This window comes from Oceaniradius stylonematis (genome assembly GCF_003149475.2).
Classification (GTDB): domain Bacteria; phylum Pseudomonadota; class Alphaproteobacteria; order Rhizobiales; family Rhizobiaceae; genus Roseitalea; species Roseitalea stylonematis.
Window position 1 is genome coordinate 812501 of the sequence record NZ_QFWV02000004.1, and the last position, 15486, is coordinate 827986.

Consider the following 15486-nt stretch of genomic DNA (forward strand, 5'->3'; position numbering starts at 1 on the left):
CCGCCGATTAAGGTCCCCAAGTTATGGCTAAGTGGGAAAGGAAGTGGAAATCCCAAAACAACCAGGATGTTGGCTTAGAAGCAGCCATCATTTAAAGAAAGCGTAACAGCTCACTGGTCTAAATAAGGGTTTCTGCGCCGAAAATGTAACGGGGCTAAAGCCATACACCGAAGTCGCGGGCTCGCAAGAGCGGTAGCAGAGCGTTCCGCAAGTCAGTGAAGGGATACCCGCGAGGGATCCTGGAGATACCGGAAGTGCGAATGTTGACATGAGTAACGATAAAGGGGGTGAGAGACCCCCTCGCCGAAAGTCCAAGGGTTCCTGCTTAAAGTTAATCTGAGCAGGGTTAGTCGGCCCCTAAGGCGAGGCCGAAAGGCGTAGTCGATGGGAAGCAGGTTAATATTCCTGCACCCGGAGGTAGTGACGAATGCCGTAAATCGTCATCCCTTATCGGATTGGGATGGCGGTGATGGTGTTCCGGGAAATAGCTCCTCCGTACGGACCGTACCCGAAACCGACACAGGTGGACAGGTAGAGTATACCAAGGCGCTTGAGAGAACTATGTTGAAGGAACTCGGCAAATTGCACGCGTAACTTCGGAAGAAGCGTGACCCTTTTGCGGGCAACCGCGGGAGGGTGGCACAGACCAGGGGGTAGCGACTGTTTATCAAAAACACAGGGCTCTGCGAAGTCGCAAGACGACGTATAGGGTCTGACGCCTGCCCGGTGCCGGAAGGTTAAGAGGAGAGGTGCAAGCCTTGAATTGAAGCCCCGGTAAACGGCGGCCGTAACTATAACGGTCCTAAGGTAGCGAAATTCCTTGTCGGGTAAGTTCCGACCTGCACGAATGGCGTAACGACTTCCCCGCTGTCTCCAACATAGACTCAGTGAAATTGAATTCCCCGTGAAGATGCGGGGTTCCTGCGGTTAGACGGAAAGACCCCGTGCACCTTTACTATAGCTTCACACTGGTATTCGCCAAGGCATGTGTAGGATAGGTGGTAGGCTTTGAAACCCGGGCGCCAGCTCGGGTGGAGCCACCCTTGAAATACCACCCTTATCTTCGTGGATATCTAACCGCGGCCCGTTATCCGGGTCCGGGACCGTGTGTGGTGGGTAGTTTGACTGGGGCGGTCGCCTCCTAAAGAGTAACGGAGGCGCGCGATGGTGGGCTCAGAACGGTCGGAAATCGTTCGCTGAGTGCAATGGCATAAGCCTGCCTGACTGCGAGACTGACAAGTCGAGCAGAGACGAAAGTCGGTCATAGTGATCCGGTGGTCCCGCGTGGAAGGGCCATCGCTCAACGGATAAAAGGTACGCCGGGGATAACAGGCTGATGACCCCCAAGAGTCCATATCGACGGGGTTGTTTGGCACCTCGATGTCGACTCATCGCATCCTGGGGCTGGAGCAGGTCCCAAGGGTATGGCTGTTCGCCATTTAAAGCGGTACGTGAGTTGGGTTCAGAACGTCGTGAGACAGTTCGGTCCCTATCTGCCGTGGGTGTAGGAATATTGATTGGATCTGTCCCTAGTACGAGAGGACCGGGATGGACACACCGCTGGTGGACCTGTTGTCCTGCCAAGGGCATTGCAGGGTAGCTATGTGTGGAACGGATAACCGCTGAAGGCATCTAAGCGGGAAACCGGCCAAAAAACGAGTATTCCCTGAGAGTCGTGGAAGACGACCACGTTGATAGGCTGGGTGTGGAAGTGCGGCAACGCATGAAGCTTACCAGTACTAATAGCTCGATCGGCTTGATTCGTTCTCATTGCTCATGTCCATGGCTCACGCCGTGGCTTGGCGCCAGCTTCTCATCTGTTTTGCGTTTGGCCGACCTGGTGGTTATTGCGGGGCGGCTGCACCCGTTCCCATTCCGAACACGGCCGTGAAACGCCCCAGCGCCGATGGTACTTCGTCTTAAGACGCGGGAGAGTAGGTCGCTGCCAGGTCTGCCAAACGCAAAACAGCTTCTCGATCACGATGTTTCTTCGCTTCCCTGCCTTTCTCCGCACGGAGGCGTATGCCGTCCGCCCCATACGCTGGTTTTGCGATGGTCGGCCGGCTGCCAGCCGGGTCTTCTTGGAACCGGTACATCTTTGGCGCGGGGTGGAGCAGCCCGGTAGCTCGTCAGGCTCATAACCTGAAGGTCGCAGGTTCAAATCCTGCCCCCGCAACCAAACAAGTCATTGAATTTGAATGATATTTCGGCCCGCCCTTTCGGCGGGCTTTTTGCGTTTTGGCGCATGTCGCCACCATGTCGCCACGGTGAATCTGACCCGCTCCCCTTTGAGCCCGCGCTGATAGGTTAGCTCTGTTCAGGTTTTGAAGTGCTACTCTTTTTGGATCGCACCGAACCGGAACCTCCGGGGTTTATGTCTCATGCGGCGGAACTGAGAAGCACCTGTCGTTCGACCATCCGCATGCAAAAGGGATGGCGAGACGGTCGTTGAACCACAAGATATTTGTTCAAGCCGCATTTGGTCACGTTCCTTGTGGGGAATGAATTGTCGCAGCCTGCTCGCCAGTTAGCCCGGTTCGCTTGAATGGATTGCAGGCAAAGCATTTTCGGTCACCAGCCGCATGCCCAGATGCGGGGGCGGGGCGCCGACCGCGCAGCCGCCGCGCGCCGGATCGCGCACGAGGAACGGGATTACCGCCTCGTGTTCACCGCCGACATGGTAGGCAGGACACATCGGTGTCTTGGCGGTGTCCGAATCGTCGATGTAGCAATCCTGCGTCCATTCCCAGACACTGCCGTTCAGGTCGGCGATTCCCTCTTCGGTTGTCGACCATGAACCGCTGGGTTGGAGACGACGCCCCGTCCGTTGCTCCAGCAGATAGTCCGACGCCCATGACAGGGACGGATCGGTGAAGATCGGGTCGGGTTCTTCCGGCAGCACGGGTTCTGCCATCGCGTACCATTCCCGAGCGGTGGGCAGCCGGAAGCGGTGTCGGGACACGCGGTTGATCCAGTTCAGATATTCGTTCACATCGAGCCAGTTCAGGCCCGTCGCCGGCCATTGTTCCGCTTCACCGCCCCGAGGTGGCCTCAGCAAAAGCGTACACGCGCCATCGGCGTGACACCGGTTCCATTCGGCGATGGTGACTTCATGGGCTTGAACGTAGAGTGGTCCACCGCTTTCGGAGATCACTGGCCTTTCCGCCATCTGCGGGACGTAGTCCATATTCGGACCGCGCCCGGTCACCAATGCGGAGACGATGACGACGCACACAGCCAGCAGCAAAAGGGAAGCCGTTCCAAGCCGCTCCGATCGTGACATCGCCATCATCGCTCATGTCTCCGCCGTCAGCCCTCGAACGGCCTTGGCGCCACGACCTGCTCCATCAGATCGTTGTCCCAGGGACCCTCGACCACGAAGTGGGCCGTCGCGCCCTTGAGCGCCGCGATGATCAGATTGTGGTTGACGTAGGCGTAAACGCCCGGCTGTTCGAAAGTATACATCGCCGCCGCCGCGCAGCCGCCGCGGACAAACCATGTCTCGACGCCCGTCAGGGGCGGATCGGTGAACGAGGTCTCCCAGACGAAGTTGCCGTGCCCGCCGATCAGGTGTGGGCGGCTGTCCACATTGCAGGAGTTGTGCACCATGAGCACTGTCTGGCCGACCTGCGCTTTGAGGGCGTTTGCACCGGTCAGCGCGCCGACCGCACCGTTGAAGACCTGGTGCGTGGGAACGAGCGTCGCCATCGCCTCAAGGCTGTCGGTATAATCGTCGCCGGCGGTATCATAGAGCTTGAAGTCCCCATTCTCGTCGCGCGGGAGGTAGTAGTCCTGTTCACCGAAATAGGCGATCGAGTCATAGCGCAGAGGATTGCCCTCGGCATCCTTGAGGCCGTCGCGCGGCAGAACCATGATGGCGCCGTTCATGCCGTGGCAGACATGGTAGGGGATCATCGCGCCGCCAGGCGCGCAGTGATAGGTGAAGCAACCCGTCTTGGTCGCCTTCCAGCGCAGTACCGTTTCCTCACCCGGATAGATGTGGGTCAGCCCGCCTCCACCGAGCGCGCCTGTGGAGGCATGGAAGTCGATATTGTGCTCCATCGCGCTTTCGACCGGATTGCGCAGCGTCAGTTCCACGTAATCGTCCTGATGGACGATGATCAGCGGACCGGGAACCGAACCGTTGTAGGTCAGCGCCCAGATGCTCGCGCCGGTATCCTCGTCGATCGTCATCAGCCGCTCATGGGTCACCATTTCGATCTCGACGATCTTCGGCGGGCCGCTGGCGACCTGCTCGTGCTCGGGCGCGAAGGGCGGGTCAACCAGTTCCTGGCGAACCCGCTCGAGACCGGACAGATCGGCGGGCGCGGCCTCGGCCATTTCGCCCGACGCCGATTCCACCGTAATCACCGGGCTCGAGCGGTGCATCCGTGGCACGGATGGCACCGGACGCGGCATCATCGACGCATGAGCGACGCCGCCCGTCAGGGCCGCCGCTCCGGCAAGCGCCGTGCCGCGTAAGACGTTACGGCGGCTCGTGACGACTTTTTCGGCGTTGATGGATTTTTTCATTGCAGCCTCCTTGGCTAGTGCGTGCGTGACGCGGCGGGTTTAGGTGCCGCGCCGATCCGCGATCACAGGTTTGAGAGTTGGGCTTCGAAGCGCTTGCGCGCGCGTGGCGGGATGCGCCCTTCGAGATAGTTCTGCGGCGCCTCGCTCACCTCGCCGACGGCCAGCGTCATGACCATGCCCATGGCGTAGTGCGGCAGGCACTTGATGCCGTACAGACCTTCGGCATCGAAGGTGATCTCGATCTCCTCGTTGATCTTGCCCTTGAAGGGCTCGGCCCCTTCGGGGATCATTTCGAGAATGGATTCTGCGTTGTGAGCGGGATCGGTCGCGATGAACTTGACCGTGTCGCCGGGTTCGATCCGAAGAAGATCCGGCTCGAAAACCATCGCGCCGGCTTCCCCCCGGTTGAGCATCTGGACTTCATGCATTTCAGCAAAGGCCGATCCGGCCATCGCCACGCCAATAGCCAGAGCGGCTGTCATCACGCGCAACATCTGTCATTCCTTTCTTGACTTGCCCTTGTTTGATGCGACCTTATCGGCGAGCGCAGCTGAAACGTTGTGCTGCCACAAACAAATCACGGGCTCTTCAAGGAACGGCGAACCGACCGACAAGGAGGAGGCGTCGTCGCCACAAAACCTGACAAGGGGGCGTCTCGGGTGCGAGCGGTCGAAAGAGCAAAACACGCGCGGAGACTTGACGAGAGCCTGCTGGATCAGGTCGGACCGTTTGCGAGGCTGACCGCCGCCGAACGCCGCCAAATCCTCGATCGTGCCGTTTCCAGTCGTTTTGAGCAGGGGGCGCAGATTTTCGAGGAGGGTGCGGTCGCCGACCGGTTCTACCTGCTGCTGGACGGCTATGTGCGCGTCGTGCGTCAGACAAAAGACGGCGAACAGGTGATCATGCTGCACATTCCCAGCGGGCAGTTGATCGGGATCGCCCAGGCCTTTGACCGCGACACCTATCCGGCCACCGCCGTCGCCGCCAGCGAATGCGTGGCGCTTGCCTGGCCGGTGTCGTTCTGGAACGTCCTCGTCGAAGACTATCCGGGCTTTGCGGGCGCGGCGATGAAGACGATCGGCCTGCGGGTCAAGGAGTTCAACGAGCGGGTCGTGGAGATGGCGACGCTGCAGGTCGAACAGCGCATCGCGCACATGGTCCTGCGCCTGGTCAATCAGGCCGGCCGCAAGTCAGCCGATGGGATCGAGATCGCCATGCCCGTGACGAGACAGGATCTTTCGGAAATGACCGGCTCGACCCTGCATACGGTCAGCCGTCTGCTGAGCGCCTGGGAAAAGAAGGGTTGGGTCAAGAGCGGCCGCCGCCGCATCATCGTCAGGGAACCGCATCAGCTGGTTCTGTTGAGCGAAGGGCGAAGCTGAGCCCCAATGGCCCGGTGCAGGTCGGCGCGAAATGATTGCTCATCGACACCGTGCTCCCTGCAGGCGTCGATGACCGTATGAAAGGGCGCGATGAGGCAACCAACGCAGAGCAGCCGATAGTCGAGAAAGACCCGAATGGTTTCGGGCCATCGCGTCATCAGCTCGTCAAGTGGCAGATCGGGGTTTTCAATAGGATGTGACATCGCAATTGCCTTGACCTGGAACGACAAGCCTAATTCGGAAAGCGGACGCAACGTTGTGCGATCGCAAACTCGACGTAATCAGGCATTTGCGACGGGCACGTTCGCTCATCGGTCACGGCAGCGGGCTGACGCCGAAAAGGACTGGGTGGATTGCGACAAAAACCAGGTAGAGAACCATTGCGATCAAAAGGCGCGCGGCGAAACGAGGACCAAAACGCCTGAAGTCGAGCGATCGGCCGTGCCGCCGGGCGTGATCGAGTTCATCCCATCGCGCTCCGAGTTCACGCCGCTTGCGGCGATCGACGAGGCGTTGTCCAGCCAGCGCAAAAACCGCGAAGGTTCCGAAAAGGAGGACATGGGCCAGATCGCCATTGGGCACGATATGGGCGCCCGCCCACAAGCCGAGCGCCATGAGGAGCGGATGGCGGGTCCATCCGACAATGCCGGGGCGCGCCGGATCGAATGCGTCGTTGTTCGCGCCACCGAAGCAGAACGGGTTCGGACGGGCAACGGAGAGCGCGACGATCAGGCACACCGGCGCCATGACGATCAGCGGGACGTAGGGTTGCCACGGCGCCCAGGGCCAGAGCTGCAGATAGGGTGCGCGATCGGCCGCGACGATCAGCCATCCGAGGGCGGCCAGCGACAGCGCGGAATAGGCGAGGATGAAGCCGCGGCCGCCGATCCATCCGGCGATGCGCTCCCGGATCGGTCTTCTCACCGGCACCGAATGAGACACAAAGAAGAAGCCGGCGGCGGCGGCGAATTCGGTCCAGCCCATGGCTCATGACCTTGACCGTGGCGCGATCAGCAGCCGGCCATAGATCAGGGCGAACCCGAAGAAGGCGCAGAACCAGGCCAGCCCGGAAACCAGATGAAGGATGGCGGCCACATCGGCAAAGGCGCCCGAGGTGAGGCGCGCCAGCGTCGCCGCAACGACCAGCAGGTAGATCGCCGTCGTGGCGGGGCCTGCGGTGAGTTCCTGGCCGGTGTGGCCAAGCGTGGCGCGCGTCATAACGGCGAGCGTCATCAGCCCGATCCCGCCCGCCATCCACAGATGTTGCGCAGCCGTCACGCCAGCCAGATTGGTGGAAAGAACGGAAAAACCGACGACGATGGCGCCCAGGGGCACAAAGGCATAACCGGCGTGCAGCACCCAGACCAGCGGTTCGGCGCCGGTGCGGAAGCCAGCCCAACGGACGAGGCGCGCCGCATGCGCCAACCCGGCCAGAAGCAGCAAAGAGCCGGCGACCGAGGAATCCGGTCGCGCGATCCATACCAGGAGCGCCGCCAGAAGCGTCAGTAGCGCCACTTTGTCGAAACGCCCCATGGGCGGCGATGGCAGCTGCCCTGCGCCGCGCTTGACCAGCCAGTTTCGCGTGAACGAGGGAACGATGCGCCCGCCGATCAAGCCAATCAGCATAATGGCCGTCGCCAGGCCGATACGCAGGCCGTAACCTTGCGCTGCAAAATCACCCCGCGCGGCCTCCCAGTGGAAGGTGCCGTTGCCCGCGACCAGGGCGGCGAACAGCCCGAGCACCATCAGGTTGCGCCGGTTCTTACCGGCGACGATCTCACGTGCGATGACCAGCGCAAACAGGACCGGAAAGGCCAGATCGACGAAGGCGACCGTGGCCGGCGACCAGAATGCCGACGTCGCGATCGCCACGCGACCCGAGAGCCACAGCAGGAAAAGCCCGCCGAGCGGCCAGCCGGCGATTGGCAGACGGCCCGTCCAGTTGGGCACGGCGGTCAGAAGGAACCCGGCGATTATGGCGCCGAGATAGCCGAAGAGGAACTCATGGGCGTGCCACGATATCGGATCCAGCCGCGTCGGGAGCTCCACGGCCCCCGCCAGCATCGCCAGCCACAACACCATGGCAAGCGCCGCCCAGATCGCGCCGCCGAGGAAAAACGGCCTGAACCCGTAGCTCAATATTGCTGGGCCCCGCCAGGCGCGGGACCGTTCCATGGTGCCGACCGCATTCATGGCAGCACCCGTGTGCGGTCGGCAAGAATCGTGCGGCTGGTGTTGATGACGCGTCCTGCCGCATCGCAGGTCAGTCGAACCTGCCGTCCGGCGTGCCAAAAAGTGAGCCGATAGCGTCCCTCGTCTTCCCCGGCGCCTTTCTCAACCCGACCGGTTATCTCGCCGGCGCGCATGAGCGGTTGCACATCCTTGGGGTCTATGCCGAAGTGGCCGGCGAATAAGTCGACCGACACGGTTACGTCGCCGTCATCAATCTCCACGATCATCTGGCATCTCCCAAAGTCGGAAAGCTGAACGGCGCACGCGGCGAAAGCGCGCAGTCGGCCAGGGTGTGGGCGTTCAGATCGTCCAGGAACCGCGAACGCGCATCGGCCAGAATGCCTTTCAGGCGACAGCTCGGCGTGATGACACAGGCGCCACCATCGGCCTGGAAGCACTCCACCAGTGCCGACTTGCGTTCCAGAACCGCAACGATGTCGCCCAAACGCAATTGCTCTGGGGCAGAAGCAAGGACGGCACCGCCACCGGTGCCTCGCCGTGTCTCGACAATTCCCGCGGCGGCCAGTGCCTGAACGGCCTTGGTCAGATGGTGGCGCGAGATGCCGAACTCGGCCGCGATCTCGGCGGTCGAGTGCGCGCGGTCAGGCTCGCTGGCCATACGCATCAGCGCGCGCAGGCCGAAATCGGTGAAGCTGGTCAGGCGCATGTTAAAAGTCGTCTTCCGTAATCAGGTTTTATGGGCCTTGCGTAGCTTAGCAGCAATAAGCGGTATTTGAAATACTAATTGGAGCTGATCAAGGGGACCGCGAGCGTCAGCGAATGGATGTCAACTATGACCGCGAGGCGCAGCGTTCGGCTCGTGGTCGGGTGCGCGCCTGCACGATCTGCGCTTCACAGGTCCGGAAGGCGCCAAGGGCTTCGCAACGCTTCCGCTTCAAACCTGACAGGACGGAGGAGTTGGGTTCCATGCCCAACTCTCGCGGAAAGCGCGGATCAGGGATTCACCCTTATTGGTGCGATTGCCATATAAGGCTGCAAAAACAAAATCTTAGGCTTTTGCAGAAGCGGACATCTGTCGGTTGTCTTGCGACGCTCGGGACCGTTGGCCCTGTCTAAATCGACGGGCAGGAGAAGTCAGGCACGATGCCGCTGCGAGAGATGAACCTTTCCGTATCAAGCCCTGCAAACAATCCATGATCGCGCACCAATACGGTGCGGGTACCTGCCGCCCTGCCACCCAAAATGTCGGTGTGAAGCGTGTCGCCGACCATGGCGATACGGCGGGGCTCAATGGTTCCAAGCCGATCCATGGCATCGTTGAACGCATCGTTGAACGGCTTGCCAAACAAGACAGGGCTGTTGCCAACCGCATCGGCGATTTGATGCGCGTAATATCCCGGTTCTTGGCTCAGGCCATTCTCGCGCGGTGCCACCAGGTCCGGGTTGGCAACAATGAGTGGGCGAGGTCGGTCGTCCAAGGCCTCGCGAAGCGCCTGTACGTGCTGATCAGTCAGTGACACGCTTGAGAGAAACACAAACCCATCGACGTCCTGGCCGCGCCAATGGTCGATGGCCACATCAAAGTCCTCAAAGCGATCATCGGGCGATGCGAGTGCACCCCAACGACCATCGGGCAAGAACGCGCCAAGGCGCCGCGCGGCCACATCGCGGCTCGAGATGACCTCATCCGCTTCGAAATCAAATCCAAGGCGGCGGTAGCGCTCGACCGCTGTCGCGAGCGTGTAGCTCGCCGCATTGGTCAGGACGATGAGCTTCTTGCCCGCAGCCCTGAGCGAAGACAGACACGCCACCGCTCCGTCGATCGCGGTCTCGCCCACATTCAGGACGCCAAAGCTGTCGAGCAGAAACGCATCGAACTGGTCCGCGATCTCCAGCAGGCCAGCGCACGCCTGGGTTGCTTGCGGGAATGTCGCGCTTGGTAGCCGATGGCGTATCTGTTCGTAGCGGTCAATGGCCGCCGCAGCTGAAAGCGTCTGGGCGTAGGTCATCAGAGGGGGCGATGCCGATCCGATTTGGGGTCATCGGACCGGTGGTTTTCGCAGATGAGCGTTGGGGCGATGCCCTCCCAGCCGCGCAGCAGGGCCGCCATCGGTGTGTCACGGTTAGCCCCGATCATACGCTTGAATATCCGCCTTCAATCATCATCAAGGCCCCATTGACGAGGTCGGAGGCGGGCGAGGCGAGATAGAGCGCCATGTCGGCGATTTCGACCGGCTCGCCGAATCTGCCAAGCGGTGTCGCCGCGATCATGGGGCCAGATTTTTCCGGTGGGCTCCAGACCTTTTTGCCCATTTCGGTCATCACAACGGTTGGGCAGATCGCGTTCACCTGAATGTTGTGCGGCGCCAACTCAGTCATCAGCGATTTCGTCAGCGCGTTCAGCCCACCCTTGGACGAAGCGTAGGCTGCATGGTCGGCCAGCGCGATAACACCCGTCTGCGAGGAGATGTTGATGATCTTGCCTGCGCCTTGCGCGATCATAGGTGGCGCGAGCGACTGCGCGAGCAGAAACGGTGCCCGCAAATTGATGGCCATCGTGCGGTCCCAATCCTCGGCGGAGAAGGCAAGAGCGGGGCCAACAAGGGCGACGCCGGCAGAGTTGACGAGGATATCGATGCACGGGTGGATCGCCAGCGCCTCACGCGCCAACAGTCGGCACCCTTCAACGCTTGCAAGGTCGGCGACGATGGTGCGGCAGCCCGTCCTGTCGGCAAGTGCGTCCAGGCGCTCTGCGGATTGGCCCGCTCCTATGACCTTCGCGCCCGCTTCGGTGAACACCGAGACAATCTCAGCACCGATGCCCGAGGACGCGCCGGTGACCAGTGCCGTCTTGCCGGAGATTGAAAAGCGATCCTTCCAGCTCACCGGTTCACTCCAGATTTGTGTGATTGGCGCGCATCGTGTCCGGCGGGATCCTTAGCTTGTCACGCAAATGCAGGATGAGCAGTTCGAAGAAAATGAACTGGGTCGCTTCGAACAGCGAACCCATGGGCAAGATGGATGTCGGTGCGCCCCGATCGTTGGCCATGGTCTGGGCTGGCAGATGAACGAGGTGATCAGCCGACTGCGGCGCTGCACCAGCTGGTTCCGCGGTCACGCACATGGTCGCCGCGCCGGCACTCTTTGCGGCCGATAGAAGCGCTGAAACCGTCGAAAAATCGCCAGGTCCAGCGCTGACGATCAGCAGATCGCCTGCGCCTATCGGCGGCGTTGTCATGTCGCCAACGACATGGGCATCGAGGCCGAGATGAAACAGCCGCATGGCTAGAGACTTCATCATCAGCCCCTCGCGTCCGACACCGTACAGAGCGATGCGCTTTGTCTGCTCGATGGGACCGGCCATGACGTGCAATTGGTCGGGGAGCGCCGCATCCAGCACGTCTCCCACTTCGAACAAGGCCTGTCTGGCGGTTTCCTGTCCGATCATTCCGCCGCCTGCTGGTTGCCATAAGTGAGCTTTGGCATGACTGCAGCGAGAGCCGCGTCGGTCAGACCGGTGTCCTCTAGAAAATCGAAGATCGTGTAGCGGCGCCGGATGAAGGCGGCCGCGCGCATCGTTCGCATCAGATGACCGGCATCGACGCCGATATGCGCCCCGTGTGTTGGAGCACCAGCTCGTTGCAGCATGGTGACCATTGTATCAGCGCGAAGCAGATGATCCCTCAGTCGCGTGCGCAGGGCTGGCCATGTTGCTATGATGTGAAGAAGACGTTCTCGTTGCTGCGGTTGGCCAATGTGTTTCGCAGCAACCTCCACCATCGCCTTGTTGGCGATGGAGGGATCGGCGATAGCCTGTCTTGCGGCCACGTGCTTTCCTGAAAGATTGGATGATGATGCAAGCACCGCGTCAACATCAAGGCCCGTCAGATCCTGATCGAGAAGCCAGTCGAACAGTGCGAGCACCGCAACGCAGCCTACCGAAACCGCTGCACCATGGCTGACTTTCCTGCCTTCATACGTGTGGCCTTCCATTTCCCACATGTGGGCAATCTGGTGGTCTGCACCTGACGCCGGTCGTGACGAGCCATGGAATTCCATCGCGAAGCCCACGGCGGTCAACCCGACAAAAAGACGGGCAACCGCATCGGGGTCGCTGGCCGCGATTCCCTGAGAGCCCGAAAGCCAGAAGCGCAAATGATCTTGAACGAGTGGCCAGGCCAGATCGTCAATCGGTTCAACGCCCAGTGCGTCGGCAAGCAGCCAATCGCCGCCTGCCGGCACCTTTCCAGCCAGGTCGCCATAGCCCCAACCGTTCATTTCTGCGGGCGCCGCCGCAATCACCTCCAGATCAGCCACCATTGCGATTGGTGCGCGTGTCGGGATGGTCACCTTGAAGCCGTCCCGCGCCAACGGCGCTCCCGCGCTGGTGTAGCCATCCATTGAAGCCGCTGTCGCCACGGTCACATAGGGGCGATCGGTTTCCTTCGCCGCCCACTTGACCAGATCATTGATGACGCCAGAACCAACGGAAACTGGAAACATGCTCGAATCAGAGGCGAGACGCGCCCTGAAAGGCTCTGCCTCCTCGACTGAAGCGACGGGGAGCGGGTCGCTTGGCAAAACCAGCGTCTCCACGTCAAAGCCACTGGATTGCAGTGTCTCCACCACCGGGGCACCGGCAGCAGCGAAGCCGGCATCGTCCGCCATTACCAGCACGCGCGATGCGCCTCCGACCGTTGCCATTGCGCGCCTGACGACCTGGCCGGTCTCGGCAAGCGCACCGTGACCGATGATCACTTCATGCGTGACCTTCGATCTGGCCACTGCCGGGTCGATGAGTTCGGTGATCTGTGCGGACCAACTGGTCAAAGTTCACATGCCTTCGTCAGAGTGCTTGCCCATCGGCACCGAACCGATGAAGGCGCTCGGGTGGAAACGCGAGTCGTACTTGATCTCCCTGGTTCACCGCATCTTCGCCATCGGTCTTGATGACGATTTGCTCGCCATCTTCGGAGCGAGCGTAAAGATAGCTCTCTCCGCCAAGCTGTTCCTTCACCGTCACCTGCACAGGCAGTCCTGTTTCGGCGATGCGCACATGCTCGGGCCGAATGCCGATCTTGGCTGCTCCCGCACCGCCGACGACCTCGCCGAGCTTGCTCTGCGCCGCCATGATGTTCATCGCGGGCGATCCGATAAAGCCGGCGACGAACTCGCTTGCGGGCTTGTTGTACAACTCCAGAGGCGCACCAACCTGCTCAACCTTACCGCCGTTGAGCACCACGATCTGGTCGGCCATTGTCATCGCTTCGACCTGATCGTGGGTGACGTAGATCATCGTTGCACCGAGTTCCGTGTGCAGCGACTCAAGCTCGATGCGCATCTGCACCCGCAGCTTCGCATCGAGGTTGGAAAGCGGTTCGTCGAAAAGAAAAACCTTGGGGTGTTTGACGATTGATCGCCCAATGGCAACGCGCTGGCGCTGGCCGCCAGACAGCTGTCCCGGCTTCCGATCAAGCAACTCGGACAGCTGGAGAATGCGTGCGGCGTCCTGAACTCTGCGCGCTCGCTCATCGGCTGGTATGCCGTTGACCTTCATGCCGAATTCAATGTTCGCCCGAACCGTCATATGGGGATAAAGCGCGTAGGACTGGAAGACCATGGAGAGGTCGCGGTCTGCCGGATTGAGGTCCGTTACGTCGCGTCCATCGATAGTGATCGTGCCGCGGTCCACACCCTCCAGCCCAGCGATGCAGCGCAGAAGCGTCGACTTTCCGCATCCCGAGGGGCCCACAAAAACAACAAAAGCGCCATCGGAAATGTCGAGCGAAACGCCCGACAATGCCTGCAGCGATCCATAGAACTTGTCGATCGTTTCAAGATGCACAGTCGCCACGAATTCCTGATCCCCCGCTTCACGGCCAGAGATGCCCCTCCAAACGCCCATACATTTTTATGTTGACAGATACAACTGTTTTTACATTTGTATAGACAGAGCGACAAAAATATCGCCTCAATGAGTCACCAAGGGAGGAGACAACCATGAAACTGAAGAGCCTTCTTGCGACCACCGCGCTGTGCGCTGGCATCGCATCACCCACCATCGCAGGCGCCTGGAGCCTGGAGGAGGCCGCCGCCCCCTATGCTGGAACGACCGTTGATGTCGTTTTCCTGCTGCGCCCGGGCTACGAGGCCATCGAAGCGATGTTGCCGGCCTTCGAGGAAGCCACCGGCATTGATGTGAATATCATCAAACATCCCTATGAGAACGCGCTCGGTGAGCAGGTGCGTGATTTTGTTGCCGGTGGTGATCTCGATATCGCCCTGATCGATCTCGTTTGGATCGGCAACTTCGTCGAAAATGAGTGGGTCGTCTCCGTCGATGAAATCATGGAGACCTATCCGGACATCATCGATCCGGAACTCAACATGGACGACTTCTTCCCGCTCGTGCTGAACGCGTTCGGCGGCTGGAACGACACCATCTATGGCCTGCCTTTCGACAATTACTCCGGCCTGATGTTCTATAATCGCTGCATGCTTGAAGAGGCTGGTTTCGATGGCCCTCCCGAGACCTGGCAGCAGCTGATGGATGAGTATGGCCCGGCTCTGACCACCGGTGATCAATACGCCTACGCGCTGCAGTCCAAGCGCAATGAGACCCAGTCCGCAGACAGCTTCGCCCGCATGCTGTGGCCTTTCGGCGGCTCGTTCCTTGACGCCGACTTCCGCTCGAACTTGCTGAGTGAAGAGAGCCAGGCCGGTCTTCAGTTCCGCCAGGAACTGATGCAGTACATGCCAGACGGCATCGTCGCCTTTGACCATGCAGAGACGGTGAACGCGTTCGCCCAAGGCGAGGTCGCCATGATCACCGAATGGTCGGCATTCTACTCGACAGTTGTCGACCCTGACACGTCGCGTGTTGCTGATTGCGTCGGAATCGCGCCGGAGCCGATGGGACCGGCGGGCCGTAAGCCAGCCCTTGGCGGCTTCTCGCTGGCCGTCGCCTCTCAGGCCGACGAAAACGAGAAAGCGGCAGCTTGGCTTTTCATCCAGTGGGCAACCTCCGCAGCGAATGCGGTCGAGTACCTTGAGCGTGGCGGTGTTCCTGCTCGCCAGTCGGCCTATGCTGATCCGGCGCTGGCCGAGACCTACACATTCATCCCCGCGCTGGTGGAAAGCTGGCAGGATGGCGTGCCGGAGTTCCGCCCACGCTTCGCCGAATGGCCAGAAATCTCCGAAGTCGTTCAGGAGTGGGGTACCCGGATGATGCTTGGTGAGGTCTCCGTTGAGGAAGGCGCCGCCGAGATCGGCACCCGGATGGAAGACATCCTGGAATCGGCCGGCTACTACAGCGGCGACAAACCGCTCGCGCAGTAACCGATCTATCATCTGAGCTTGTCGGGGCGGCCTCGCGCCG

The 15486-nt window shown here is 60.8% G+C and carries 15 protein-coding genes, 1 tRNA gene and 2 rRNA genes (1 of these 18 running past the window's edge); 5 read left to right on the plus strand and 13 right to left on the minus strand.

Going from position 1 to position 15486, the window contains the following annotated elements; genetic code table 11:
• The 3 genes from DEM25_RS07630 to DEM25_RS07640 form a co-directional block, all read left to right on the plus strand.
• A 23S ribosomal RNA gene (locus DEM25_RS07630) occupies positions 1-1764 on the plus strand; it begins 1046 nt to the left of the window's first position.
• A gap of 72 nt (positions 1765-1836) precedes the next feature.
• Positions 1837-1951: ribosomal RNA gene (gene rrf / locus DEM25_RS07635) — 5S ribosomal RNA — on the plus strand.
• A 151-nt stretch (positions 1952-2102) separates the two neighbouring features.
• Positions 2103-2179: transfer RNA gene (locus DEM25_RS07640), tRNA-Met, on the plus strand.
• A gap of 348 nt (positions 2180-2527) precedes the next feature.
• On the opposite strand, the gene DEM25_RS07645 is transcribed toward DEM25_RS07640, so the two are convergent.
• The 3 genes from DEM25_RS07645 to DEM25_RS07655 form a co-directional block, all read right to left on the minus strand.
• Positions 2528-3289 carry a formylglycine-generating enzyme family protein gene (locus DEM25_RS07645; protein ID WP_196780298.1) on the minus strand — a complete coding sequence of 254 codons (762 nt, stop codon included), beginning with the start codon at positions 3287-3289 and terminating at the stop codon, positions 2528-2530.
• Positions 3290-3309: 20 nt separating this feature from the next.
• A complete protein-coding gene (nirK, locus tag DEM25_RS07650; RefSeq protein ID WP_109765569.1) occupies positions 3310-4533 on the minus strand; it encodes a copper-containing nitrite reductase in 1224 nt (407 codons plus the stop codon).
• 62 nt (positions 4534-4595) lie between these two features.
• Entirely contained in the window at positions 4596-5027 is a 432-nt protein-coding gene (locus DEM25_RS07655; protein WP_109765568.1) for a pseudoazurin, read from the minus strand.
• 165 nt (positions 5028-5192) lie between these two features.
• Between DEM25_RS07655 and DEM25_RS07660 the strand changes: the two genes are divergently transcribed.
• Complete coding sequence (locus DEM25_RS07660) at positions 5193-5915, plus strand: Crp/Fnr family transcriptional regulator (protein ID WP_109765566.1); 723 nt, start codon at positions 5193-5195, stop codon at positions 5913-5915.
• Here the strand turns inward: DEM25_RS07660 and DEM25_RS07665 are convergent.
• From DEM25_RS07665 to DEM25_RS07710, 10 genes are all read right to left on the minus strand, one after another.
• A complete protein-coding gene (locus DEM25_RS07665; protein ID WP_375566150.1) occupies positions 5882-6145 on the minus strand; it encodes a DUF1858 domain-containing protein in 264 nt (87 codons plus the stop codon). The two genes, DEM25_RS07660 and DEM25_RS07665, sit on opposite strands and share 34 nt — an antisense overlap.
• Positions 6146-6230: 85 nt before the next feature.
• The gene (locus DEM25_RS07670; RefSeq protein WP_109765564.1) at positions 6231-6899 is read right to left on the minus strand and encodes an NnrU family protein; all 669 of its coding nucleotides are present in this window, start codon (positions 6897-6899) and stop codon (positions 6231-6233) included.
• 3 nt (positions 6900-6902) lie between these two features.
• Positions 6903-8090 (minus strand): NnrS family protein, encoded by a 1188-nt coding sequence (locus DEM25_RS07675; RefSeq protein WP_245412791.1) that lies wholly within the window; start codon positions 8088-8090, stop codon positions 6903-6905.
• A gap of 14 nt (positions 8091-8104) precedes the next feature.
• Positions 8105-8374 (minus strand): DUF6522 family protein, encoded by a 270-nt coding sequence (locus tag DEM25_RS07680; protein ID WP_109765560.1) that lies wholly within the window; start codon positions 8372-8374, stop codon positions 8105-8107.
• Positions 8371-8814, minus strand: a complete 444-nt coding sequence (locus DEM25_RS07685; protein ID WP_109765558.1) for an Rrf2 family transcriptional regulator — start codon at positions 8812-8814, stop codon at positions 8371-8373. Before DEM25_RS07685 ends, DEM25_RS07680 begins: the two co-directional genes overlap by 4 nt.
• 406 nt (positions 8815-9220) lie before the next feature.
• A complete protein-coding gene (locus DEM25_RS07690; protein ID WP_109765557.1) occupies positions 9221-10117 on the minus strand; it encodes an HAD-IIA family hydrolase in 897 nt (298 codons plus the stop codon).
• Between the two features lie 124 nt (positions 10118-10241).
• Positions 10242-10994: an SDR family NAD(P)-dependent oxidoreductase gene (locus tag DEM25_RS07695; RefSeq protein WP_109765555.1), complete on the minus strand. Its 753-nt coding sequence runs from the start codon at positions 10992-10994 to the stop codon at positions 10242-10244.
• Between the two features lie 4 nt (positions 10995-10998).
• A complete protein-coding gene (locus DEM25_RS07700; protein WP_245412792.1) occupies positions 10999-11508 on the minus strand; it encodes an SIS domain-containing protein in 510 nt (169 codons plus the stop codon).
• Positions 11509-11552: 44 nt separating this feature from the next.
• Positions 11553-12938, minus strand: coding sequence for a sn-glycerol-1-phosphate dehydrogenase (locus DEM25_RS07705; RefSeq protein WP_109765551.1), 1386 nt, complete (start codon positions 12936-12938; stop codon positions 11553-11555).
• Positions 12939-12954: 16 nt separating this feature from the next.
• The gene (locus DEM25_RS07710) at positions 12955-13962 is read right to left on the minus strand and encodes an ABC transporter ATP-binding protein (RefSeq protein ID WP_109765778.1); all 1008 of its coding nucleotides are present in this window, start codon (positions 13960-13962) and stop codon (positions 12955-12957) included.
• Between the two features lie 146 nt (positions 13963-14108).
• Here DEM25_RS07710 and DEM25_RS07715 point away from each other — a divergent pair, with 146 nt between their 5' ends.
• Positions 14109-15446: an ABC transporter substrate-binding protein gene (locus DEM25_RS07715; protein ID WP_109765549.1), complete on the plus strand. Its 1338-nt coding sequence runs from the start codon at positions 14109-14111 to the stop codon at positions 15444-15446.
• The last annotated feature ends 40 nt before the right edge of the window (positions 15447-15486 follow it).